Annotated in this window: 27 protein-coding genes and 1 pseudogene; 23 read left to right on the top strand and 5 right to left on the bottom strand. The window is 31.4% G+C overall.

What is annotated here, in order from left to right; translation table 11 throughout:
- Positions 1–170: 170 nt before the first annotated feature.
- Positions 171–2,070, top strand: a pseudogene (gene helD, locus CPAL_RS06440) (RNA polymerase recycling motor HelD); the annotation flags it as partial.
- A gap of 18 nt (positions 2,071–2,088) precedes the next feature.
- Here the strand turns inward: helD and CPAL_RS06435 are convergent.
- Positions 2,089–2,763: a uracil-DNA glycosylase gene (locus tag CPAL_RS06435; RefSeq protein ID WP_061858545.1), complete on the bottom strand. Its 675-nt coding sequence runs from the start codon at positions 2,761–2,763 to the stop codon at positions 2,089–2,091.
- A gap of 197 nt (positions 2,764–2,960) precedes the next feature.
- Between CPAL_RS06435 and CPAL_RS06430 the strand changes: the two genes are divergently transcribed.
- The 17 genes from CPAL_RS06430 to speB all read left to right on the top strand — a co-directional run bounded on the left by CPAL_RS06430 (position 2,961) and on the right by speB (position 19,354).
- Positions 2,961–3,905 carry a M15 family metallopeptidase gene (locus tag CPAL_RS06430; protein WP_082787876.1) on the top strand — a complete coding sequence of 315 codons (945 nt, stop codon included), beginning with the start codon at positions 2,961–2,963 and terminating at the stop codon, positions 3,903–3,905.
- A gap of 140 nt (positions 3,906–4,045) precedes the next feature.
- Entirely contained in the window at positions 4,046–6,037 is a 1,992-nt protein-coding gene (locus CPAL_RS06425; protein ID WP_061858544.1) for a sigma-54-dependent Fis family transcriptional regulator, read from the top strand.
- A gap of 261 nt (positions 6,038–6,298) precedes the next feature.
- The gene (locus tag CPAL_RS06420) at positions 6,299–6,775 is read left to right on the top strand and encodes a Na+/H+ antiporter subunit E (RefSeq protein WP_061858543.1); all 477 of its coding nucleotides are present in this window, start codon (positions 6,299–6,301) and stop codon (positions 6,773–6,775) included.
- Positions 6,772–7,041, top strand: coding sequence for an MrpF/PhaF family protein (locus CPAL_RS06415; RefSeq protein WP_061858542.1), 270 nt, complete (start codon positions 6,772–6,774; stop codon positions 7,039–7,041). The genes CPAL_RS06420 and CPAL_RS06415 overlap by 4 nt, the downstream gene beginning before the upstream one ends.
- Positions 7,038–7,334, top strand: coding sequence for a monovalent cation/H(+) antiporter subunit G (mnhG, locus tag CPAL_RS06410; protein WP_061858541.1), 297 nt, complete (start codon positions 7,038–7,040; stop codon positions 7,332–7,334). The genes CPAL_RS06415 and mnhG overlap by 4 nt, the downstream gene beginning before the upstream one ends.
- Positions 7,321–7,560 (top strand): hydrogenase subunit MbhD domain-containing protein, encoded by a 240-nt coding sequence (locus CPAL_RS06405; RefSeq protein ID WP_061858540.1) that lies wholly within the window; start codon positions 7,321–7,323, stop codon positions 7,558–7,560. The genes mnhG and CPAL_RS06405 overlap by 14 nt, the downstream gene beginning before the upstream one ends.
- The gene (gene mbhE, locus CPAL_RS06400; RefSeq protein ID WP_061858539.1) at positions 7,557–7,826 is read left to right on the top strand and encodes a hydrogen gas-evolving membrane-bound hydrogenase subunit E; all 270 of its coding nucleotides are present in this window, start codon (positions 7,557–7,559) and stop codon (positions 7,824–7,826) included. The genes CPAL_RS06405 and mbhE overlap by 4 nt, the downstream gene beginning before the upstream one ends.
- Before the next feature lie 10 nt (positions 7,827–7,836).
- Positions 7,837–8,256 (top strand): MnhB domain-containing protein, encoded by a 420-nt coding sequence (locus CPAL_RS06395; protein WP_061858538.1) that lies wholly within the window; start codon positions 7,837–7,839, stop codon positions 8,254–8,256.
- Positions 8,257–8,619 (top strand): sodium:proton antiporter, encoded by a 363-nt coding sequence (locus CPAL_RS06390; protein WP_061858537.1) that lies wholly within the window; start codon positions 8,257–8,259, stop codon positions 8,617–8,619.
- 3 nt (positions 8,620–8,622) lie between these two features.
- Positions 8,623–10,092 (top strand): complex I subunit 5 family protein, encoded by a 1,470-nt coding sequence (locus CPAL_RS06385; protein WP_061858536.1) that lies wholly within the window; start codon positions 8,623–8,625, stop codon positions 10,090–10,092.
- Positions 10,093–10,102: 10 nt separating this feature from the next.
- Positions 10,103–11,545 (top strand): complex I subunit 5 family protein, encoded by a 1,443-nt coding sequence (locus tag CPAL_RS06380; RefSeq protein WP_106024282.1) that lies wholly within the window; start codon positions 10,103–10,105, stop codon positions 11,543–11,545.
- 14 nt (positions 11,546–11,559) lie between these two features.
- Positions 11,560–13,551: a complex I subunit 5 family protein gene (locus CPAL_RS06375; RefSeq protein ID WP_061858534.1), complete on the top strand. Its 1,992-nt coding sequence runs from the start codon at positions 11,560–11,562 to the stop codon at positions 13,549–13,551.
- Positions 13,552–13,581: 30 nt separating this feature from the next.
- The gene (locus CPAL_RS06370) at positions 13,582–14,250 is read left to right on the top strand and encodes an HDIG domain-containing metalloprotein (protein ID WP_420535965.1); all 669 of its coding nucleotides are present in this window, start codon (positions 13,582–13,584) and stop codon (positions 14,248–14,250) included.
- Between the two features lie 94 nt (positions 14,251–14,344).
- Entirely contained in the window at positions 14,345–16,036 is a 1,692-nt protein-coding gene (locus tag CPAL_RS06365) for a putative bifunctional diguanylate cyclase/phosphodiesterase (RefSeq protein ID WP_061858532.1), read from the top strand.
- A 68-nt stretch (positions 16,037–16,104) separates the two neighbouring features.
- Entirely contained in the window at positions 16,105–17,553 is a 1,449-nt protein-coding gene (locus tag CPAL_RS06360; protein WP_061858531.1) for an aminotransferase class I/II-fold pyridoxal phosphate-dependent enzyme, read from the top strand.
- Positions 17,554–17,655: 102 nt separating this feature from the next.
- Positions 17,656–18,513: a polyamine aminopropyltransferase gene (speE, locus tag CPAL_RS06355; protein WP_061858530.1), complete on the top strand. Its 858-nt coding sequence runs from the start codon at positions 17,656–17,658 to the stop codon at positions 18,511–18,513.
- Entirely contained in the window at positions 18,500–19,354 is an 855-nt protein-coding gene (gene speB / locus CPAL_RS06350; protein ID WP_061858529.1) for an agmatinase, read from the top strand. The genes speE and speB overlap by 14 nt, the downstream gene beginning before the upstream one ends.
- 110 nt (positions 19,355–19,464) lie before the next feature.
- On the opposite strand, the gene CPAL_RS06345 is transcribed toward speB, so the two are convergent.
- From CPAL_RS06345 to CPAL_RS06330, 4 genes are all read right to left on the bottom strand, one after another.
- Positions 19,465–20,037 (bottom strand): cupin domain-containing protein, encoded by a 573-nt coding sequence (locus tag CPAL_RS06345; RefSeq protein WP_061858528.1) that lies wholly within the window; start codon positions 20,035–20,037, stop codon positions 19,465–19,467.
- Between the two features lie 167 nt (positions 20,038–20,204).
- Positions 20,205–20,777, bottom strand: coding sequence for a manganese catalase family protein (locus CPAL_RS06340; protein ID WP_061858527.1), 573 nt, complete (start codon positions 20,775–20,777; stop codon positions 20,205–20,207).
- A gap of 21 nt (positions 20,778–20,798) precedes the next feature.
- Complete coding sequence (locus tag CPAL_RS06335; RefSeq protein ID WP_061858526.1) at positions 20,799–21,077, bottom strand: spore coat protein CotJB; 279 nt, start codon at positions 21,075–21,077, stop codon at positions 20,799–20,801.
- Between the two features lie 18 nt (positions 21,078–21,095).
- Positions 21,096–21,296, bottom strand: a complete 201-nt coding sequence (locus CPAL_RS06330) for a spore coat associated protein CotJA (protein ID WP_061858525.1) — start codon at positions 21,294–21,296, stop codon at positions 21,096–21,098.
- Between the two features lie 193 nt (positions 21,297–21,489).
- Here CPAL_RS06330 and CPAL_RS06325 point away from each other — a divergent pair, with 193 nt between their 5' ends.
- The 5 genes from CPAL_RS06325 to CPAL_RS06305 all read left to right on the top strand — a co-directional run bounded on the left by CPAL_RS06325 (position 21,490) and on the right by CPAL_RS06305 (position 25,238).
- Complete coding sequence (locus CPAL_RS06325) at positions 21,490–22,758, top strand: DUF1576 domain-containing protein (RefSeq protein ID WP_242862632.1); 1,269 nt, start codon at positions 21,490–21,492, stop codon at positions 22,756–22,758.
- A 5-nt stretch (positions 22,759–22,763) separates the two neighbouring features.
- Positions 22,764–23,108 carry a hypothetical protein gene (locus CPAL_RS06320; protein ID WP_061858524.1) on the top strand — a complete coding sequence of 115 codons (345 nt, stop codon included), beginning with the start codon at positions 22,764–22,766 and terminating at the stop codon, positions 23,106–23,108.
- A 374-nt stretch (positions 23,109–23,482) separates the two neighbouring features.
- Positions 23,483–23,803: a hypothetical protein gene (locus tag CPAL_RS06315; protein WP_061858523.1), complete on the top strand. Its 321-nt coding sequence runs from the start codon at positions 23,483–23,485 to the stop codon at positions 23,801–23,803.
- Between the two features lie 243 nt (positions 23,804–24,046).
- Positions 24,047–24,433 carry an LSm family protein gene (locus CPAL_RS06310; protein ID WP_061858522.1) on the top strand — a complete coding sequence of 129 codons (387 nt, stop codon included), beginning with the start codon at positions 24,047–24,049 and terminating at the stop codon, positions 24,431–24,433.
- A gap of 469 nt (positions 24,434–24,902) precedes the next feature.
- The gene (locus CPAL_RS06305; protein ID WP_061858594.1) at positions 24,903–25,238 is read left to right on the top strand and encodes a hypothetical protein; all 336 of its coding nucleotides are present in this window, start codon (positions 24,903–24,905) and stop codon (positions 25,236–25,238) included.
- Positions 25,239–25,276 lie beyond the last annotated feature (38 nt).

The raw sequence follows: 25,276 nt of genomic DNA, 5'->3' as shown, positions 1-25,276 counted from the left end.
TTTCATTTTTAAACCCTAAATTTTTTCCAGTAAAAATCGGAATTTACATATTTCAATTATTATTCATCTAAACCATTACATATCAAGGGGCTACGCCCTATTTATTTTTTAATCTGCGAAACTTCTGGGGTTTTAAAAATATTATTTAAAGGAGTGTGTATATTATGAATATGAGCAATAGCGAATGGATAATTGAAAATAAATGGCTGCAAAAGATACTTAAAGAGATTCGAAAACAGCTTGATAAAAGTCGTGACTTTAAAGAACACTTTAAAAGAGATTACATTGAAACACAAAGAGACATATGGCATGACATAGGTTCTCTTTCTATAAGCAATGGGTTGGAGCAGATTGTAGAATTTATTGAGTTTGTAAACATAATGAAAGCAAAGAAAAGGAACCATGAGTTCACCAGAAAGCTTGAAGGAAAATATGAGAGAATGCTTTTATCACCCTATTTTGGAAGAATAGATTTTCTTGAAAATGGTGAGGAGAAAGCTGAAAAGTATTATATTGGAATTTCAAACCTTATAAATGATAATTATGATTTCCTCATATACGATTGGAGAGCACCTATTTCAAGTATGTTTTATGATTACGAAATTGGGGAAGCAAGTTATGAATGTCCTGAAGGAATCATTAGTGGGAAACTAACGTTAAAAAGACAGTACAAAATTAATAATGGTAAAATTGAGTATATGTTTGATAGCAATCTTAAGATAGATGATGAAGTACTACAGGATATCTTGGGTAAAAGTACAGATAATAAGATGAAGACCATAGTAACAACTATTCAAAAAGAGCAGAACAAAGTAATTCGTAATGAAGAATACAAAAATCTGATTGTCCAAGGACCTGCTGGAAGCGGCAAAACTTCTATTGCTCTTCATAGAATTGCCTATCTATTATATAAGCACAGGGATAAGATAAGTCCTCAAAATATAGTAATATTCTCTCCAAATGATACTTTTAATGATTATATCTCTAATGTACTTCCGCAGCTTGGAGAAGATAATATGTATCAAACTACATTTAAGGAGTATATGCATAATTCCTTAGTAGATAGGTTTAGAAAAGAAAACTATTGTGAAATGATGGAGTATATTCTTACTTGCAAAAAGGAAGATGACTATAAAAAAAGAATTAGCAGTATTAAATTTAAGTCTTCTGTAGAATTTGTAGATATATTAAAACAATATGTTTCCTACCTAGAAAGTAAAGATAGAAACTTTACAGATATTATTTTTAACGGTAGGTTAATTATATCTTCTAAAGATATAAAAGAATTGTTTTTTAATGATTATGCAGAACTTCCATTGAAGAGGAGGCTACAGAAGATAAAAGATAGAATTTTGTTCCTTGCAGAGCCCTATGAAAAGGAACGAATAAAAGAAGTTTCAAGTAAGCTTAATGATTCTGGTTCTTATATAGATGAAGTAGAAATTATGAAGCGCAGTACAGATATCGTAAGAGATGAAATAAAAGATTTATATAATAAAATCAATAGAATGACAGAGTTTGATTTATTGGATGTTTACAGGAGGCTTTTTGAAAAACTAGAGCTTTTTTCTGCAAATCTAAATACTAAATACTGTGAGAATGAAATTGATGAAATCAAAAGATATACTCTTGAAAGTCTAAAATCTGGAGTGCTTAATTATGAGGACCAGCCGCCTCTTCTATATCTAAAAGGTGCCATGGGAGATATTCCGAGAACCTCTGAAATGAAATATGTTATTATCGATGAAGCTCAGGATTACACACCGCTGCAGTATGAGATCTTCTATCAGCTTTTTAAGTCTGCTAATATGACTATACTAGGGGATTTACATCAATCTATCAATCCCTTCATGAATGTAGGAAATTATAAAAATATATAAGGAAAAAGGATACAAATCAATTGGTATTATAACTAGGACTCTAAAGGAAGCAAAGGATGTATACTGTTTCCTAGATGATAAGGTTAATGTTAAAGCAATATTGAATGATGATGATGAATATGTGAGTGGCACTTTGGCAATACCAGCTTACCTAGCTAAAGGATTAGAATTTGATGTAGTGCTTATATATACTTTGATAGAAACTTTTTTAAATATTTTCAATTTGCCAATCTATAGGCTCTTTACCTATGGAAACAAGGAAGTTATTGGCCTTAGAGAAGGGTTTGCTTCCAAAGAAACCTCTGTTTGCAGATAAAGGACTTGGATGAACAGATTTTATTATAAAATGCTTTGGATTGTTTATTATGCTCAGTTTTGATTGAGCGTTTTTACCCCACAATATAAAAACTATAGGGTCCTCTCTTTCATTTAAAAGGCTAATTACTCTGTCCGTAAAGTGCTCCCAGCCCATGTTTTTATGAGAGTTTGCCTGACCTGCTCTAACGGTTAGCACAGTGTTGAGGAGCATAACTCCTTGATCTGCCCATTTTTTTAGGTATCCATTATTAGGTATATAGCAGCCTAGATCATCGTGAAGCTCCTTATAAATATTCATAAGAGAAGGAGGTGCAGGAACTCCGGGCTTTACAGAAAAGCTTAGGCCATGAGCTTGATTAGGACCATGGTATGGGTCCTGACCTAGTATAACCACTTTTACATCCTTATATGCTGTATAGTGAAGAGCATTAAATATGTCATACATATTTGGATATATGATTCTTGTTCTATACTCATTTATCAAAAATTTTCTAAGTTTTAAATAATAATTTTTTTTAAACTCATCTTGTAATAAGTTTTCCCAATCATTTTTTAGTATTTGCATATAAATCACCCTAATAGATTATATCATAAAATCATAAGCTATATAGGATATAAATATATGATTATAGTTTATAATATAACATATTAAAATACTAAAGATTTGTACATACTAATTTTAAAAATGTATGCATTTTAAAAAATGTTAGTATCCTGTAATCTAAAGATAATTCTAAATAAAAATAGTAAGATGGTGATGAAATGAAAAATAAGTTCATTAAACAAATAACTGTGTTTTTATGCTTTTTAATGTTTAATACTAGTTATGCTGTGGCATATACTTTAGGAAAAGAACAGAAAAGTGTAGATGAGTATAAATATAATATCACTATGAAAAGGGATTTATTATGCCTTATGATGGCTTATCCTGAATATATTTCAGGTGTAGAGAAAGGAAAGGATGACAAGGTTTATATAGTTACAAAGTCAGGAAGACGCATTATTTATGATGATAAGAGGCACAAAAGCTTTAATGAAAAATTAAATAATGCGGATTTACAAGATATGCTTGAACAAGTTTATCCTCTTTTTAATAATGGAAAGCTTATGGAAGAAAACTTTGATCCAGGGCGTATAAGGGTATATTCATTATTTAAGGAAGTATATGGAGACTCAAAGAAGCAAGTGGAAAAAAAACTTGTGAGGACAAGATGTGGATATGGATATTGTGCCTTCAATGGAAATAACAATGCATCACAATCCTTAGAAAATGCTATGAAAGAAATTGTAAACCTTACACAAAGGAATAAGAATATGTACAGCTATGTTTTTCCTACCATGGGAACCTTTAATTATAGGCTTATTAGTGGTACAAATCAATTAAGCGTCCATTCCTTTGGAATAGCTATAGATTTTGCAACTAGCAAATGGGACTATTGGAGATGGGCAAACAAAGAGCAAGGGCAAAAAAGGCTTAATAGTTACCCTAAAGAAATTGTTGAAATTATGGAGAGGAATAACTTTATTTGGGGAGGAAAATGGGGACATTTTGATATTATGCATTATGAATATAGGCCAGAGCTTATAATAAAAGCTAAATATTTTTCTACTGAACCATCTAAGGATAAGCCGTGGTATGAAGGAGTAAATTATGATGATGAGAATATAAAAGAATATATTAAATTAATTGATAAAGTAATAGGATAAAACAAGTTCTATTTTTTATATGGAAACATTTCTAAACGTAAAATGTTTAAGGTATGATATAATTGAGATAATAATCCTTTGGAGTAGTATAGCACAGAGGATAAAAATAAGATAGAGATACATCAGTTGGAGGGGTGTTATTGACCATTAAGAGATTGTTAGATAACAATGAGGAAGTTATAAAAAAGTGGGAAAAGTTTGTTACAAGTGGAGTATTACAAAAAGAAGGGATTCGTGATGTTATTGCTGAATCCTGGAAAAGGAGCAGAGAGTATAATATTGATCCCTTTATGAAGGATTTTTTAATAAGATTAGATGATGAAAAATTAAAAAAAAGATATAAAGAATTTGCCCCTTTACTAGATACAGCAAAGCCATTTATGGATAGTATTTATAAAATCGTTAAAGATACAGAATTTATAATTAGGCTTACAGATAGAGATGGATATGTCCTAGAGCATATAGGTGAGGAAAGACTAGTCAATATATATTGTTCTTTAGGACTATGTAATGGTTATAATGTAAGGGAAGAAGTTATAGGTACCAATGCTATAGGATTAGCTCTTCTTACAGGAGAACCTATACAGGTTGTAGGAGGAGAACATTATATAAAACAGTATCACAGGTTAACTTCTTCTGCATGCCCTATAAAAAATAAAGATGGAACTATATTAGGAGTATTAAGCATAACAGGAAACTGCGAATTAGTACATCCTCATACTTTAGGAATGGTAGTAGCTGCGGCTGAAGCTATAGAAAAAGAATTAAAACTAGCTGAATATACTAATGAACTTAAAGTTATAAATGAAAGGTTTTATCAAATAACTGAATCTATTTCTGAAGGGATAATTAGAGTAGATAATAAGGGCACTATTATGAGCATAAATAGATTTGCTCGTAAGCTTTTATCCTACAATCAAAAGGATATAATAGGAAAAAACCTTAGAGTTATATTGGACAGAAGTAATATAAGGGATATTATAAAAGGAATTATAAGTGGCAAAACATATGAAGAAGAAGAGATTTATTTTAAAACTCGGACAGGAAGAAAAAGAGCTTGTATTGCTAATATAACACCTATTAAGTCAAAGACTAATAGTTCTGGAGGAGTGGTTATTACTTTTAGAGAAATAAAGGTAGTGCACAGTCTGATTAATAAAATAGTTGGAGCAAATGCTAAGTTTACCTTTGGAGATATACTTGGTAAAAGTGAAGCTATGATAAGGACTATAGAACTTGCTTCTATTTCAGCTAAAACTAACAGTACAATCCTTCTTCAAGGAGAAAGTGGTACGGGAAAAGAAATGTTTGCTCAGGCTATTCACAATGAAAGTGATAGAAGAGATTATCCTTTTGTATTTTTAAATTGTGGAGCAATTCCAAGAGAATTGGTTTCAAGCGAACTCTTTGGATATATAGAAGGGGCCTTTACAGGAGCTAAAAGAGGAGGGCATCCTGGAAAGTTTGAACTTGCGGATGGAGGAACCATATTCTTAGATGAGATAGGAGACATGCCTCTTGATGCTCAGGTGAGTCTTTTAAGAGTTCTTGAAGATAAAAAGATAGTTAGAGTAGGAGGACATGATGTCATACCTATAGATGTTAGGGTAATTGCAGCCACTAATAAGGACTTAAAGAAAGAAGTAGAACTTGGAAATTTTAGAAGAGATTTGTTTTACAGAATAAATGTTATGCCTATATATATACCTCCTTTAAGAGAAAGAAGGGAGGATATAAAAATACTTATAGATTACTTCAAAGATAAGTTTTGCAATTTGACAGGAAAAAGCATTAAAGGCATAGGAGAAAGTTTTTATAAAGGCATGATTGCTTACAATTGGCCTGGTAATGTTAGAGAACTTCAAAATGTTATGCAGAGAGTTATAAATATGGCAGAGGATAATTCTACATTGACCAGTAAGGATTTGCCTTCATATATTAATTCCGTAGAAATATCAGAAGGCATAGGAGAAAAAGGAGAATTGCTTACTTTAGATGAAATAGAAAAAAAATATATAACTAAGGCTATACAAAACTGTAGAGGAAATATTGCTGCAGCAGCTAAAATTTTAGGAATAGGAAGAACTACTATGTATAGGAAGATGAAAAAGTATGGTATAAAAGAGATATAAATTAGCTTATGTGTTTCGTTTTAAAACATATGTTTCAAAACGAAACAAAAAAATTGCAAAAAAAAATACATTATGTTCCGAAATGAAACAAGTTAAGGGAGGTCGTATGTTTTCGTAGCTTCCCTTAACTTTTTTTATATTGAAAACGGTATCGGTAAAGCTAATAAAATCAAGGATTATAAAAAATTTAATTTTAACTTATGAAATTGGCACGAAAATTGCTTTATAAGTTTAATATAACTGGTAAAGGAGGTAATTAAAATGACTTATAAGGTTATTCTATTATATATATTATATTGGATAATACTATCAGAGAGTAAAGACTTACAAACTATCATCATAGGAATTTTGCTTTGTGCCAGCACAGCATATATAAGTGCCAGATTTTCCGGAGAATACAGAAGTAAACAAAAGGTTTTTATGGAGAAGGTTAAGTATGCCATTATATATGTGCTTATTTTATTGAAAGAAATAGTGATTGCTAATTTTCAGGTTGCTAAGAAGGTTCTAAGCCCTAGTATGGACATATCTCCTACAGTTGTATCTATTAAAACAAAATTAGAATCAGATTTTTATAAAACAATACTTGCAAATTCTATTACCTTAACTCCAGGAACTATAACAGTTTCTATGGAAAATGATACTTTAACTATCCATTGCTTAGAGAAACATTATATAGAAGGCTTAGTAAATTCAAAATTTGAAGAAATTCTATTGAAAGCAGAGGGATGTAAATGAACAAAATGTTGATATTCTCTAGTTTGTTTTTATCAATAACCATATTTATGTGTATATTTAGGGCTGTTAAAGGATCTACTGCTGCAGATAGATTGGTTGCTATAAATGTCATTGGAACAAAAACTATTATATTAATTCTAATAGTATCTTTCATATTAAAAGAAACTTATTTTGTGGATGTGGCACTGGTATATGCTCTAATAAGCTTTGTTGCCTCTATAGTTATATCTAAGTTTATAGGAAGATGGGGAGGTAAAAAAGTATGAGAATAGTTTTATCTGGTATTTTCCTATTTGGAGGTCTCTTCTTCTTTATGGTAGGAACCATTGGACTTTTAAGGTTTCCTGATATGCTTACAAGAGCACATGCAGCAGCTAAATGCGATACCTTAGGAGCTATGCTATCTTTACTTGGTTTAATAGTATTTAGCGGATTTAATACAATAAGCTTAAAGTTAATGCTTATTTTGCTCTTTATATGGATTACTAATCCTACAGGTACACATTTGATTGCCAAAGCTAGATATGATGAAGAGGTGAATAATTATGAAGATATTTAGCATGATTATGCTTGCATTTTTAATAATTTCTGCTGTATCCGTATCAGTGATTAAAAACTTGTTAGGTGCCATAATTGTTTTTACGGTTTACAGCTTAATCATGGCTATTTTATGGCAGCAGCTTAATGCACCAGATGTAGCCATTACAGAAGCTGCTGTAGGGGCAGGAATCACAACACTTTTGTTTGTACTTACACTAAAAAGAATTAAAGGAGCAAAGAGATGAAAAAGATATTTGCTTTTATAATTACAGTAACATTAAGTTTCATTTTGCTTTTAGGAGTTATGGATTTGCCTACATTTGGAGAAGCAAAAAATCCTGCAAACAATGAGGTGTACGAATATTATGTAGAAAACTCTGTTAAAGATACTGGAGCTACTAACATTGTTTCAGGAATTATATTAGATTATCGTGCTTTTGATACTTTTGTAGAATCCAGTGTTTTATTTACTTCAGCTGTAATTGTAATAATTCTTTTAAAGGAAAAATAGGAGGAACACCATGAAAGATACAATTTTAAGGGAAATAAGTAAGGTAGTTATCCCTTTTATACAGATTTTTGGATGTTATGTTATATTTCATGGACATCTAAGTCCAGGAGGAGGATTTGCTGGAGGTACAATTATTGGAGTTAGCTTTATTCTACTTAGAATTGTCCATGGGAGAGAACAGACTAAAGAAAAATTAAGTTATAAGCTTTTAATGAAAATTCTTTGTTTATCTGTAATTTTATATGGTGTCTTAAAGGGATACAGCTTTATATCTGGAGGAAGCGAACTAAATTTTCCACAGCCACCCTTAGGAACTCCAGGAAAGATATTAAGTGGAGGATTTATATTGCCTCTTAATATATTAGTAGGTGCTATCGTTTCTATAACAATATACTTTTTTTACAGTTTATTTGATGAGGGAGAAATATAGATGGAAGTGTTAATAAAAAATTATTATGAATCAGGTGCCGTTATTCTATTTTGTATAGGTTTTGCCACACTTTTGCTTCATAATAACTTAATTAAAAAGATTATAGGAATGAATATTATGGATACAGCAGTTTTCTTATTCTTCATAGCAAAAGGATATATAGATGGAAGGGAAGCCCCTATAATAATTGGAAAGTTTAAAGGAGTACAGGGGTATATTAATCCTATTCCTACATCTCTAATGCTTACAGGTATTGTAGTAGCTGTTAGCACAACAGCATTTGCATTAGCTCTTACTATAAAGCTAAATGAAAAGTATGGAACTATAGAGTTAGACGAAATTATGAAAATGGAGGAGGAGTAAATATTGATTATTAAAAGTTTTCCGCTTTTAGTTGTCCTGATTTTGTTTGTTACTTCTTTTATCATGCCTATTATAAAGAAGAATAATGTTGTGAAAGCTATAAGTATTATGTCTATGGGACTATGTTTTCTTTTTTCGGCGTCAGTATTAATATATGTTATTGAAAAAGGAAAGTTTTTCTATAAAGTAGGACATTTTAATGCACCTATAGGAATTGAGTTTTATATAGGAAATGTAGAAATAATTATGGGAGTTTTATTTACTTTTATATCTCTAATGGTTATATGGTATTCCATCTACAGCATAGACAAGGAAATTAAAGAAAGCAGAATACCTTTATACTATATGCTTATCAATATTTTAATTGGTTCGTTACTTGGAGTTGTATACACTAATGATTTATTTAACAGTTTTGTATTTGTAGAAGTGGCGACTTTAGCTTCTTGTGGAATTATTGTGATAAAGGACAAAAAAGAAAATATAAAAGCTACTCTAAAATATTTAATTACAAGCTGTCTTGGTTCGGGCCTTGTACTCATGGGGATTGCCTTTCTATATTCCATAACAGGGCACTTAAATATTTCTTATATTCATGAAGTGCTAATAAACAATTATAAAGATTATCCAAACTTAATATTAATAAGTCTTGGGCTTTTTACTGTAGGTCTTGGTGTAAAAAGTTCTATGTTTCCTCTTCATACGTGGCTTCCGGATGCACACTCAAGTGCTCCAACTTCATCTAGTGCTATATTATCATCTTTAGTTTTAAAGGCTTTTGTACTTCTTTTAATCAAGATATTGTATAGAGCTTTTGGAATAGAGATAATAAGCAATTTTCTAATATTGAGCATAATATTAATTCTTGGAAGTATGGGAATGATAATGGGTTCTGTGTTTGCTATATTTCAAAAGAACATAAAAAGAATGATTGCTTACTCTAGTGTAGCTCAAATGGGATATATATTTTTGGGGATAGGACTTGGTACGGAATTTGGAGTTGCAATAGCAATATTTCACATAATAGCCCATGCAGTAACAAAATCAGCTTTGTTTTTAACTGTTGGAGCTATGATTGAAAAAACTGGGCATAAGGAATTAGAACATTTAAAAGGAATAGGAAAAGAAATGCCTGTTACTCTATCATTATTCTTAATAGGGGCATTATCAATGATAGGAATACCTATTCTTCCTGGTTTTATTAGCAAGTGGTATTTAGCTTTAGCAAGTATAAGAGTAGATAAATTACTATTGTTAGGAGTTATATTAGCAAGCAGTCTTCTAAACGCTGTATATTATCTTCCTATTGTAATAAATGGATTTTTCGGAGAAGAAAATTTAAAAGGTAAAGTTTATAAGTCTAAAAGAAAGCCTGTAAAAGAGATACTTCCAGTCATAGTTTTAGTAATGGTAATGGTATATACAGGAATTGTTTCAGGAAGAATTATAGATTTAATTCAACTCGGTATAGTATAGGGGGATACTTATGAACAGCTTAATCTTACTTCCAGTTTTCTTTCCTGCGCTGCTTGCTGTTATCCTGCCCATAGCTAAGTTTAAGGAAAGAGCAAGAAATGTTTATGTGGCCTTAGGAGTTATTCTTAATTTTATATTTACTTTGTGTGCATTTCATTTTGTGGGATACGGCAATATACACATACTAAAATTAAATGAATTTGTAAATGTATATTTTAAAATTGACAAGCTAGGTGTATTGTTTTCTATTCTAGTATCAACATTATGGATATTTACAACATTTTACTCTATGGAATATATGAAACATGAAGGAAAGGAAACTAGATTTTTTTCATTCTTCATTTTAACACTTGGAATTACCCTTGGAATAGGATTTTCAGGTAATCTTTTTACCCTTTATATATTTTATGAGCTTCTTACCTTAGCTACTTTTCCGTTAGTCATTCATAATGGTACCAAAGAAGCTATTGATAGTGGGAAAAAATATCTTATATATTCTTTTGGAGGAGCAACTTTAGTTCTTCTAGGGATGATGATATTGTTTAGTATATCTAAAACCTTAGATTTTAATCCAGGAGGAATTGTAACTGGAATTTATGATACAAAAGTAATGTTAGGGATTTATATTAGTATGTTTATCGGATTTGGAGTGAAGGCTGCTTTAGTTCCATTTCACTCATGGCTTCCTTCAGCTATGGTAGCACCAACACCAGTAAGTTCTCTCTTACATGCAGTAGCTGTGGTAAAGTCAGGTGTCTTTTCACTTATTAGAATGAGCTATTTCATATTTGGAGTGGAAGTTATAAGAAAAACTAAGGCAAGTGTATACATGAGTATACCAATTGTTATAACAATACTTTTAGGATCATTCTTAGCTCTTCACCAAGAAAATTTAAAAAAGAGACTAGCTTACTCTACCATAAGTCAGCTGGGATATATTCTTCTTGGAATTATACTCTTAAATAAGGATGCTTTTGTAGGAGGAATTCTTCATCTTATAAATCATGCAGTTATAAAAATTGTTTTATTCTTTTCAGTAGGAGCAATCATGTATACTACAGGAAAGACTAAGATTAGTGAAATAAAAGGCATAGGCAAAAGAATGCCGGTTACCATGTGGTGCTTTGGAATCTCATCAATATCCCTTATTGGAATTCCTCCAAGTAACGGATTTGTAAGCAAGTGGTTCTTAGCACAAGGGGGGCTTATGGCAGGGAAAATACTATTTCCAGCTATACTCCTTATAAGTGCAGTATTAACAGCATTATATCTTCTTCCTGTAGTTACAGCTGCCTTTTTTAAAAAGGAAGATGATAAAGAGATTATAGTAAAAGAATCTCCTAAAAAGATGCTAATTCCTATTGTTATTATAACTACAATAGTAATAATTTTAGGTTTATTTCCAAATCCGGTGATTTCTTTTATACAGGAAATTGCTGAGGAAGTAATGTAAAGGAGTGTGAGATAATGAATGGAAAATGCCTTTTATGGTTTATTATAATATTTCCTCTTATAGGTTGTTTTATTGGATATATTTTAGGAAGAAGAAATGAAAAATATAGAGATACTTTTAACATTATAATGACAGGAATAACATTTATTGCAGTTATGCTTTTATATAGATATGTGAAAATAGGTGTAGTAGAAGTATCAGTTCCTAATGTTATGGGAACTGGACTTCACTTAAAAATAGATGTTTTTAGATATATTTTTGTATGGCTTGCATCTATGGTATGGTTTTTGACCACAATTTATTCTACACAATATCTTATAAGCTATAAAAACAGAAATAGATATTATCTGTTTTTCATGCTTACTTTATGGAGCACTATTGGAATATTTATATCAGAAAATATTCTAAATCTGTTTACTTTTTTCGAAATTATGTCCCTTACATCTTATGCATTGGTTATTCATGATGAGGACGATTACTCACATGAGGCGGGAGACACTTATATAGTAATGGCGGTTAGTGGAGGGTTAATCCTTCTTATGGGACTCTTCCTATTGTATGATTATACAAAAACTTTGAGTATAACAGAACTTCAAGTTGCATGCCAAAGTTTAGGAAATATAAAATACCTTATATCCACACTTATTATTATAGGTTTTGGAGTTAAGGCTGGTATGGTACCGCTCCATGTCTGGCTTCCAAAGGCTCATCCTGCAGCACCAGCTCCAGCTAGTGCCATATTATCAGGCATACTCCTAAAGACAGGTATATTTGGGATAATAATTACCATGGAAATAATGGGTGGAGATTTTATTATAGCTCTTGTAATACTGGTTTTAGGATTTATAAATATGTTTTTAGGTGGACTTTTAGCTATGTTCCAAAGAAATATAAAGAGAATTCTTGCATACAGCAGTATGAGTCAAATAGGATATATTCTCATAGGAATAGGACTTATGGGAATATTAAAGGAGCATAGAGCAATAGCTGTATATGGAACTTTATATCATATTATAAATCATGCTATATTTAAGGTTTTATTATTTATGTTAGCAGGGACTATTTATATGGTTCTTCATGAACTTAGTATAAATGAAATAGGTGGTTTTGGAAAAAATAAAAAGGTTTTAAAAATACTATTTTTTATAGGTTTATGCGCAATTATAGGAATGCCAGGATTTAATGGATTTGCAAGCAAAAATCTTCTTCATGAGGCTTTATCTGAAGCACATCATATTTATGGAGGAAATATATTTATTTTAGCAGAGGTTATATTCACTTTAAGCAGTGCTTTTACTACTGCATATCTTTTAAAGATTTTTATAGCCGTATTTGTTGAAGAAAGTATAAATGATTTTAGGACTGTTAAAGGAAGAATAACTACTAAGGCAATTATACCTATGATGATTCTTGCAGGGATGGTTTTATATATAGGACTTAAGCCTGATAAGATTATTAATGTAATTTCTGGAACTATGGGAACATTTAATGTTAAGGATGTGCCTAAAGTGCATTTTTATTCCTTCCATAATATAAAGACATCAATTTTGACCATATTCTATGGAGTAATAGTATATATAGGTTTTGTAAGAGGATGTTTAAGGAAAGGCATGGGAAAGGATTGGTTCTACGAAAACATAGCTCTTGGCTGGTTTAACCTTGAAAGAGATTTATATAGACCAGTAATGAGGCAAGTGTTTAATGCAGCTTCAGTAATCTTAAGAATAATAGATGAAAGCATTATAAAGTCTGCGGCATTTATAGGAAATGGATTTAAGGCTTTGGGTAAAGTTGAAGTTGCATATGATAATGCTGTTTTAAAAGTAAAAAATATAAGCAAAGAAAGGTTTGTGACAGATAAAAAAGGAACAGCTCCAATGGATGAATCTTTATTCAATATAAAAGATATGGTTAACATCATTGGAAACATATTTAATAGTATAACCTATTCTATCTTCATTTTTGGAGCTGTACTGGTTGTATCTTTAGTTATCTTAATAAAATAAATATTACTCTAGTATAAAAGGAATACTACTATTAAAAACAAAGGAGGACTGAATATGAATAAATCTGAGATATATGAAGAATTCGAAGAACATTTAATGAAAGATAAAAGGCCTTCTGAATATTTTAATAGTATAGTACAAAAAGAAGTATTTAATGAATATCCTTTTAAAATGCTAAAGGATTTGATAAAAATAGATCAATCTCCAAAGTATCATCCAGAAGGAAGCGTGTGGAATCATACTATGCTTGTAGTGGATAATGCTGCTGAGAGAAAGGAGTTAAGCGAAAATTCAAGAGCGTTTATGTGGGCGGCTCTTTTACATGATATTGGGAAAGGACCTACAACTAAGGTTAGAAAAGGAAGAATAACATCTTATGATCACGATAGAGTTGGTGCAAAAATGACAAGTGAATTTTTGCACCAATTCACTAATGATGAAAATTTTATAAAAAAAGTTACTTCTCTTGTAAGATGGCATATGCAAGCGTTATTTGTTGTTAAAGATTTACCCTTTGGGGATATAGGGAAAATGATATCAGAGGTATCCATAGATGAAATGGCTTTATTATGTTTATGTGATAGGCTTGGAAGAGGAGACATGACAGAGGAGAAAATAGAAGAGGAGAAAAGAAACATAAGCATATTTGTGGAAAAATGTAAAAAATATAATGAAAAGAGGAAATTAATAAAATTATGATATAGATATGCAATATATAAATAATAAAAAGTATAAAGAAAAATTTTTTATTATGGTATAATTAGGATAAGTCGTAGGAAAAATGAGGTGTAATATGAATACAAAGCATAAGATTTTTAAATTAAGTATAAGAAAAAAGCTGGTTATATTAGCTGTAATCCTACTGCTTATTCCTAATTTGTTTTTTAGCATGACAAGCTCTACATATATCTTATTTATGTTTAATTTACTAGGATTATTGATTATGATTATATTTTCTAATAAAATAAGAAAGCCTATTATAATCCTAGCAAGTTATATAAAAGAGATAGAAAAAGGTAATTATATAAGCATTCCTGAAGAAGTGTTAAATAGACAAGATGAGATCGGATTATTAGCAAGTTCTATAGAGAACATGAAGAATCAATTAATTAAAAATTTAAAAAAAATCTATTTGCAAAACAAAGCTTTAGAAGAGGAAATTAGAGAAAGAAAAAGGGATCAGGAAAATATAAACTATTTAAAAAGATATGATGCTCTCACTGGACTTCTTCAGAAGTCAGCATTTATAGAAATTTTAGAAGATGATATAACTAGAGCTAAGAAAGATAACAGCTTTATAGGAGTAATGACTTTAGGATTAGATGACTTTAGATTTATAAATGAAGCAATGGGACATATGGCTGGAGATGAAATTCTTGTTCAAGTATCTAAAAGATTAAAAAAGCAAATAAAAAATCTAAATGCTTTATCTAGAATAACTGGTGACGAATTTGCTATTATAGTAGATAACATATTAAATATAGATCAACTTGTATACATAGCTAATGAGCTTTTGGAGATTTTTTCTGAGCCTTTTATAATACAAGGAAAAGAAATTTTTATGACTGCCAGCATAGGTATAACAGTATATCCTTTAGATGGAATGAATGCAGAAATGTTGATTAAGAATGCCGTATCAGCTCAGAATCATGTTAAAGAAAATGGGAAAAATAACTATCAGATTTATTCTAAAAAAATGAATGAAAATGCATATGAAATGTTGGAGATGATAACATATCTTAAATATGCTATAGAAAATGAGGAGTTCGTACTCTACTATCAGCCTCAGGTTAATATAAAAACAGGGAATATTACAGGGGTGGAAGCTTTAATAAGATGGGAGCATCCTAAATTAGGATTGATATATCCAGACAAATTTATTCCTTTAGCAGAAAAAACGGGTATTATTTTACCTATTAGTGAATGGACCATTAAAAAAGCCTGTGAGCAAAATAAAAAGTGGCATGATGAAGGGTATAAAGATTTAATGGTATCTGTAAATCTATCTGCTGTAGAGTTTAATAAGAAGAATTTATCAAAGACAATAAAGAAAATATTAAAGTCTACAGGGCTTTCACCAAATTATCTAGAAGTTGAGATAACAGAGAGAATGCTTATGGAAAACATAGAGCAAGCTGTTCAAATACTTACGGAGTTAAAGGAAATAGGAGTACAAGTGGCTATAGACGACTTTGGTACAGGCTATTCCTCTTTAGCATATTTAAGGGAGTTCCCTATAGATAGATTAAAAATCGATAGAAGCTTTATAATGGGTATACCATCTGAGGATAATGGTTCTATCGCAAATATAATTATAGAATTGGCCAAGACTTTGAATTTAAAAGTAATTGCAGAAGGTGTAGAGACCGAAAACCATATAAATTTTCTAAGGGAGAAAAATTGTGATGAGGTGCAAGGATATTATTTTAGCAAACCAGTACCTCCAGGAAAGGTTAGCCAATTATTAGCTAAGGAAAGGAAATAGATTAAAAAATAAATAAATGGAGAAATTAAAAGTATTGATTAATTTTCCGTAAAAAGGTGGTTAGACTTATGAATAATCAATACAAAACTCCATTATTTGATGCAATAAAAGATTATCATAGAAAACAAGTAATCCCTTTCGACGTGCCGGGGCATAAACATGGAAGAGGAATACCAGAGCTTGCAGAATTCTTTGGAAATAGGGTTTTGGAAGTAGATGTAAACTCTATGGAGATGTTAGACAACATTGGAAGTCCCAGCGGTGTAATTAAAGAAGCAGAGAAGCTTATGGCAGATGCATATCGCTCAGATCATGCTTTTCTTTTGGTCAATGGAACATCATCTGGTGTTCAAGCTATGGTAATGAGTGTGTGCAATCCTGGAGAAAAAATAATTATGCCAAGAAATGCTCATAAATCTGCAATAAATTCACTTATATTAAGTGGTGCAGTGCCTGTTTATGTGCAGCCGGAGACTGACGAAAAATTAGGAATAGCCATGGGAGTATCAGTGGAAAGTGTAGAGAAGGCAATAGCTAAAAATCCAGATGCAAAGGCAGTTTTTTTGATTAATCCAACATATTATGGAGTTACATCAAATCTTAAAGATATAATAAAAGTAGCTCATAAAAATGGAATGGCTGTTGTGGTAGATGAAGCACATGGAGCACATCTAGGTTTTCATAAAGAACTTCCCTGTGGAGCTATGGAACTTGGAGCAGATATGGCAGCAGTAAGCCTTCATAAGACAGGAGGATCCCTAACTCAAAGCTCTGTTCTACTTTTAAATGAAGGCTTTGTGGATAAAAACCATGTGAGAGCCATGCTAAATTTAACTCAGACCACAAGTGCCTCGTATTTATTAATGACTAGTCTTGATATAGCAAGAAAGATATTAGCTACTAGAGGAGAAGAAATATTTACTAGAATACTAAAGCTTACAAGAATGGCAAGAGAAGAGATAAATAAGATTGAAGGATTATATGCTTTTGGTAAAGAGCTTATAGGAAACGAAGGGGTCTTTGATTTTGATGAAACTAAACTTGGAATCAACGTATCTGGTCTTGGAATGACAGGTTTTAAGGCTTATGATATATTAAGAGATGAATACAATATACAAGTGGAACTTGGAGATGTATTTAATGTACTGGCTATAGTAAGTGTGGGGGATGATGAGGAATCTATTAGAGCTCTTATAGAAGCATTAAAGAGCATGAGTAAAAAGTATAGAGGCTGTAAGATGGAGTTTGCAAATGTGAACTTAGAAAATCCTGAGGTAATAGTATCACCAAGAGATGCCTTTTATGCAAGCAAAAAACTTATAAAACTTGAAGATGCAGAAGGTGAGATAAGCGGAGAATCTATAATGGCATATCCTCCAGGAATACCTATAGTTACTCCTGGTGAAAGAATAAGCAAAGATATGATAGAATATATAAGGTACATAAAATCTCAACACAGTATGCTCACGGATACAGAAGACCCACAGGTAGAGTATATCAAGGTTTTAGGAATATAATAACTTTAATATTAACTTAAACGTATAAACAAAGCTTTACATGGATTATATTAATAATCTATAGACATAAATTAATTATTTCGAATTAGGAGGTTTTTGGTTATGGAATTATGGTACACAGAAGAACTTGTAGAGAATGTTAGATTTTCAGCTAAGGTAAAAGAGCATTTATATTCAGGAAAAAGTCCTTTTCAGAAAATAGACGTTCTTGATACAGAAGAGTTTGGTAAAATGCTTATAATAGACGGCATTGTAATGATAACTGAAAAGGATGAATTTATATATCATGAGATGATCACTCATATTCCTATGGCAGTTAATCCAGAAATTAAAAAGGTTCTTGTTATTGGAGCTGGAGATGGAGGAACTGTAAGAGAGTTAACTAGATATAATACTATAGAAAGAATAGATATGGTTGAAATAGATGAAATGGTTGTTAATGTTTCAAAAGAGTATTTACCATTTACAGCATGTAAATTAGACGATCCAAGAGTAAATTTATATTTTGAAGATGGAATTAAGTTTGTAGAAGGAAAAGAAAATGAATATGATTTAATAATAGTAGACTCAACAGACCCAATTGGACCAGGAGAAGGATTGTTTACAAGAGCATTTTATAAAAACTGTTATAATGCTCTTACTGAAAATGGAATATTAATAAATCAAAATGAGAGTCCATATTATGCAAGTGTTGCAAGGGAAATGAAAAGAGCTCACAGCAAGATTAGAGATATTTTCCCTATAGCTAAGGCTTATCAGTATATTATTCCTACATATCCTGGAGCTCATTATATATTTGGATTTGCTTCAAAGAAGTTAGATCCTATAAAGGACTTTAATGCTGAAAAGTGGAATAGTTTAGGGCTTAAAACAAAATACTATAATACGGAACTGCATGTAGGAGCTTTTGCACTTCCAAACTATGTTAAGGAGATGTTAGAGGAGAATGCAGAGGAATAAGCACGTATCCACTTTTTTAGGCTTTGATAATGAATATGAGGAATCAAAGATAGTTGTTTTTGGAGCACCCTTTGATGGTACAACATCCTTTAGACCAGGTACCAGATTTGCACCAGACGTTATGAGAAGTGAATCCTATGGACTTGAAACATACAGTCCCTACCTTGATAGAGATTTAACAGAAATCAAGGTGTTTGATGCTGGAGATTTACAGTTTGGCTTTGGAAATACAGAAAAAGTGCTAAAGGCTATAAAGGAGTTTACTCAGGATATAGTTGCTGATGGAAAAATTCCTTTTATGATAGGTGGAGAACACCTAGTTTCATACCCAGCAGTAGAAGCAGTATTTGAAAAATACAAAGATTTGCGCATAATTCATTTTGATGCTCATACAGATCTTAGAGATGAGTTTAAAGGTGAAAGATTATCTCATGCTACTGTGCTAAAGAGAATATGGGACTTTATAGGGGATGGAAAGATGTATCACTTTGGAATAAGATCTGGTGACGGAGATGAATTTAGATGGGCTAAAGAACATGTAAAGTTAACTAAATTCAATACAGACGGATTGGATGATGCAATTAGAGAAATAGGCGATAATCCAGTTTATATAACAATCGATTTAGATGTTTTGGATCCTTCTGTATTTCCAGGTACAGGAACTCCAGAAGCTGGCGGTATAAGTTTCCATGAAATGATGGATGCTATACTTAAAATGAAAAACTTAAATGTTGTAGGACTTGATGTAGTAGAGCTTTCACCTCACTACGATCCTTCGGGTGTTTCAAATGCTGTTGCGTGCAAAATAGTAAGAGAATTAGCTTTAGCAGTTTATAAATAGCTGCTAGTAAGCAATAAGATCATTAGATATTAGATGAAAAATAAGAGATAGACTTTTAAGGATATAGATTATTTTCTATCCTTAGAAGTCTATTTTTATAACATAAGAGTTTATTCAGCTGCTTCTGCATCCGCTTTAGTTATATGGACTGTGCCATGTGGATGATGTGGTGGTGCATAAATAGAATATAATTTAAGAGGTTTATTGCCTGTATTGATTACATTGTGCCACATACCAGCAGGTACTAATATTACAGAGTCGTCAGAAACTCTTCTTTCGTAATTTAAGTTATTTTGGGTTTTACCCATTTTAACTATGCCTTCACCTTCTTCAACTCGTAAGAATTGATCAGTGTCAGGATGTATTTCCAAACCTATATCTTCTCCAACATTTATGCTCATTAAGGTAAGCTGTAAGTATTTTCCTGTCCATAAAGCAGTACGGAAAGTAGTGTTTTGTTTTGTAACCTCTTCGATATTAACTACAAATGGTTCTGGTCCATAATCTCTTAGTGAAATATTGTTGGGGTTAGGGTTGGGATTAGGGTTAGACCTGTAATAGTTATACATTGGTACATTGCCATAGTATGGGTAAAACCCATAAGGATTGTACATTGTGTCTAGACTATAATCTCCTCTATTCATAAAATAAGGACATGAATACATTTCATAAGGGTTATACATTTAGATGCTCATTCCTTTCATAGTATTATAATATAATCTATATTTATAAAATACAACAATTAGCATATACTTATTGTTTTTGAAGGAAAAGCCCCGCACCAATAATGGCATTATGCCATGAGCTTTAAAAATGAATTGTATTACTATAGCAGGGCTTAATTTAGATTTTAATAATATCTTTTCTTTCCGGATATTTCATAAACGTCCTGTAGGGCTTCTCCAAAACGTTGATAATGAACAATTTCTCTTGCCCATAGGAACTTAAGTGCCTCTTTAAGACCAGGGTCATCAGTTAAGGCTATAAGATGTTCATAAGTCGCTTTAGCCTTTTGTTCTGCTGCCATATCTTCATGCAAATCTGTTATAGGATCTCCAAGTGCTTGGAAGTAAGCAGAAGTGAAAGGCACTCCGTTAGCATCTACAGGGAATAAAGCGTTATCATGTTGAGCATAGTGTCCGCCTAGGCCTGCTTCCTTTAATTCCTGAGGCGTTGCACCTTTCATTAATTGATAAATCATGGAGGCTATCATTTCTACATGAGCTAATTCCTCGGTTCCTATATCATTAAGTAGCCCCTTAGTTTTTCCTGTTGGCATAGTATAACGCTGATTTAAGTATCTTAATGCGGCTGATAGCTCTGAATCAGGGCCGCCATACTGAGCCATTAGGATTTTAGCCATTCTAAGGTCTTTGCTCGTTACTTTTACAGGGTATTGTAACTTCTTTTCATAAATCCACATGCATATGCTCTCCTTTCTGAGTTATTCTCCTCTTTCCCAAGGCCAAGGATCATCTACCCAAGACCAGGAAGAATCTGCTTTAGAATTTCCGAAGTTTGCAAACATTCTAAATTTATTTTCATATTCTTTCTTTAATTTCATATATTTTTCTTGAATGTCATTGAAATCCTCTATAGCTTTTTTATCTGTTGGGTGATTATCTAAATATAAATTTAAATCTACGAGAGCAAATTCAAACTGTTGAATTTGCCTTAGAAGTTCCGTACGAGAAGAAACATTATCTTTAAATTTTCCATCCATACTAAGTCCTCCTATTAATTATCTTTTATGTGGGAAAGGTACCACAAGGTTAGGGAAGACAGTTCCCTTAGCCAATGCTTCATTTAATGGTAATAATCCTATATAAGGTTGGTCAGGTACATATGCACGAGCCAACATTAAATCTCCCATTTCTGGCATTGGCATTCTAGAAAAAGGCATATACACTGGATCTGGACATGGCATAAAATTTTGATACACGTTATTCACCTCTCTAAGTCTAGCTACATTATCATTATATTATTGAGGAGAAAATGTGTGTAAATTAAATGGTATAAATTTATGTCGTTATATAGAAAATATTAGAATAAAGTAAGGTATGCATTAACTAGGATGGTTGTATATAATATGATATAATATAGTATATAAAAACTTATGTTATGGAGGAATTTACTTGGATAAGATTTTGAATAAAAGGGACGCCATACATTTAGGGAGAAAAGGGCATTTAAAAGTACTGAGTTTTTTACCTATATGCATGAGCATATTGGCATTTATATTAGATACACCTACAAATATTATTCGTGGACTGTATAACATAATTATAGCTCCAGATATACTTTTAACAGATTATATAGCTGTTGGAGGGGTTGGAGCTGCATTTGTAAATTCTGCTATTTTGGCTTTTGTGAATATATACATTTTATACAAATTAAAGTTAAAAGTTAATGGAACTTTAATAGCTACAACATTGACTATTATGGGGTTTTCATTTATAGGTAAAAACGTATTTAATATAATGCCTATATATCTAGGGGGATATTTATATTGTAAATATCAAGAAATAGAGTTTAAGAATGTGGTCTTAGTGGTGATGTTTGGTAGTACTTTAGCACCTTTAGTTAGTGAGATTGCATTTGGGTTACATGTACCAGTTGAAATAGGAATCCCATTAGGAATAATATTTGGGATAATTGCAGGATTTGTTATAACGCCGCTATCTTCACATATGGTTAAGGTACATGACGGATATAATCTATACAATACAGGATTTACAGCAGGGCTTTTAGGATCTGTTATAACATCAATATTAAGAGGATTTGGATTAATCATAGAACCTCAGCAAGTGCTCTCCAGTGATGTTGATGTGCTTTTAAAAGTAATTTTTATTACCACATTTATTCTATTAATAATATTAGGCTATATCATAAACGGAAGGAGTTTTAAAGGATATAAAGAAATATTAACTTATTCAGGTAGATTAGTTACAGATTTTACACAGCTAACGAGTTATGGTATAACATATATTAATATGGGAATAATGGGATTAATATCAGTCACATATGTAATAATATCTGGAGGAATCATGAATGGCCCAGTGGCAGCGGCAATATTAACTGTAGTTGGATTTTCTGCTTTTGGAAAACATCCTAAAAATGCTATACCAATTTTAATTGGGGTTTTTATAGCAGGTTTAACAAAGATATGGCATATAGATTCTACTATGGTAATAATAGCAGGGCTTTTTGGAACAACTTTAGCACCTATAGCAGGCGCATATGGATGGATAGTTGGAATTATTACAGGGTTCATTCACTTATCAGTGGTAATGAATGTAGGAGTACTGCACGGAGGAATTAATTTGTATAATAATGGTTTTTCAGGAGGAATAGTAGCTGCCTTAATTGTGCCTTTAATTGATGCCTTTAAGAAAGGGGACTAAGGGAAATGAAACATGAAATAAAAAAGGTTTCTAAGATAGTAGATGAATTAATTGAGTTTTGTTTTTTACATGCTGTAAATAAAGTGAATATAAGTGTAGAAGATAAAAATGACAGATTTGAAATAGTAGCTCATTCGGATAATATAAATTGTTCTGAAGGAAATGTAGAAAGACTTAAAGAGCTGTTAAGTGTTCAAAGACAAAATGAAATAGAAGAATATTATTGGCAGTTAGCTGGAGAAGATGAGCATAATGGAGAATTTAGCTTAGTGGGAATGATGGTAGATGATGCGGAAGTCAAGTTTAACTGTCCTTCTATAACAATAAGGTTAGTCAGATATAAAAAATAATTAATATATAGTTTAGGCAATAAATAGGTATTGTAAAGCGAATATTTATAAACTATCATAAATAAAAACCATGCATATAAGGGAATGTATTTTCCTATTTATGCATGGTTTTTATTTTTATACAGAGCTTTTAGTGCGAAAGTATATAGGTTTGATGTGAGTTTCTAATAATTTATACGTTGAAATATGTGAGAAAAATTTATAATAAAAAAGGACAAACTGTAACCAAAATAAGGACAAGGCATATTATGATACTAGGACAGCTAGTCCAATAAAAATAAATTAACTTATGAAGATTAGTTGCTAAGTTATTAAAAGCAATATCTTATAGAATATATACAGAAAAGTTTTACTAGCGGGAGGAGGGACAAGGTATGGATGGAACAAACTTTGTATCTCATTTATCAGATTATATAGGGGAAACCGTTACTATATTTACAACTAGCGGAGGAGAATCAGGACAAGGTTTTACAGGTGTTCTTTTATCTGTAAACAATTGCTTTGTAAGATTATTAACTCAAATTGGACCAGCACCAGGATGCCCACTAGGTAATTGCTGCAGTAAACCAAGAAGGTATTACAGCGAAGGTCAGGTAGATCAAACTGGTAGATTTAGTTGTGGATTTAGGAATGTTGGATCGGTAACAGATATTCCTATTAGCAGAATCGCATCTTTTGTTCATAATGCTGTATAAAAGTTAGATTAAAAATTTATAAACTTAAAGGTTTAGAAGTTGGTAAGCTTAGTTCAGAAAAGGTATAAAAGTGAAAAGAAAAAGACAATGGATAATTAACAGCTTAGTGAATAGTTGTTAATTATCCATTTGAAATAAAAATGGTTACTAGCTATTGAAAACTAATATGAGTATATGAGGAGAATACTGTATGGTAATATAGCTAGTCTATAAAATATTATATATTTTTAGGGGGATAGCAATATGGATGGAACAAATTTTGTATCTCATTTATCAAATTATATAGGGGAAACCGTTACTATATTTACAACTAGTGGAGGAGAATCAGGAGAAGGCTTTACAGGTGTTCTTTTAAGTGTAAATAATAATTTTGTACGACTTATAACTCAAATTGGAATTGCACCAGGATGTGCACTAGGAAGCTGCTGTAATGATAAAAAAGATAGATATAGATATGATAATGTGGCAGGAGTAGAAGGAGATAATTTTGATAATGACTTTAATAGGCAATGTCTTGGAGGAGAGGATTTAGAAGACACTGGAAGATTTACCTGCAGAGGAACTACAGTTGGCTCAGTAACAGATATTCCTATAGATAGAATAGCAGCATTTGTTCATAACGCAGTATAAGAAAAATTGCGGCAATTTTAATATTGAATCATTTGTTCAATGCTTTCTATAATGCAAATCCTATGCGTGATGTTCAAATATCTAATCAATGTATCGTAAACTTTAAAGAACGATGACGATATTTATATAAGGTACTATTAAAAAAGGGATATTTATAAAATATCATAAATAAAAACCATGCATATAGTGGAATATATTTCCTCATTTATGCATGGCTTTTGATTTTATACATAACTTTTATTGATTTTCACTCTTAAGCTCTCCATTTGTGATGTTTTTTTACTCAGTGGCTCGTCAGTGGAATATTAGGCTAGTTTAAAACATATATAAATATAGTACTGTATATTAAATTATAATATAAGAGGAGATGAATTTTGTGCTCCGAAACAATGAGAATATATTGGAACATAGAACTATAAAGAAAGTTCTAGCAGAAGATGAATTATGTATTGCACAAGATAATCAGGTTATTATAGATTCAAATTTTGTAATACACTTATCTAGATATATAGGAGAAACCGTAACTATTTTTGTAACAACTGGAGGGAAAGCTGGATTAGGTTTTACAGGAGTAATTTTAAGTGTAAACAACTCATATGTACGTTTGGTTACAAGGATTGGTCCTCCACCTGCTTGTCCTTTAGGAAATTCATGCATATCTGCAAGCGATAAGAAGAATGATATACAGGAGAGGCAATATGGTGATGATAAAGATGATAATTGGAAGATAGTTAATGATACATTAGGCTCTATAACAGACATTCCAATTGACAAAATAGTAGCCTTTACGCACAATACAGTATAAAATCACCTATAGGATTTGCATTTAAGAAAGCTTCACTG

It is taken from the genome of Clostridium thermopalmarium DSM 5974 (assembly GCF_002995795.1).
GTDB classification, from domain to species: Bacteria; Bacillota; Clostridia; order Clostridiales; family Clostridiaceae; genus Clostridium_H; species Clostridium_H thermopalmarium.
Note: the sequence above shows the minus strand (reverse complement) of the source record. Positions and strands in the feature narration are given on the sequence as shown.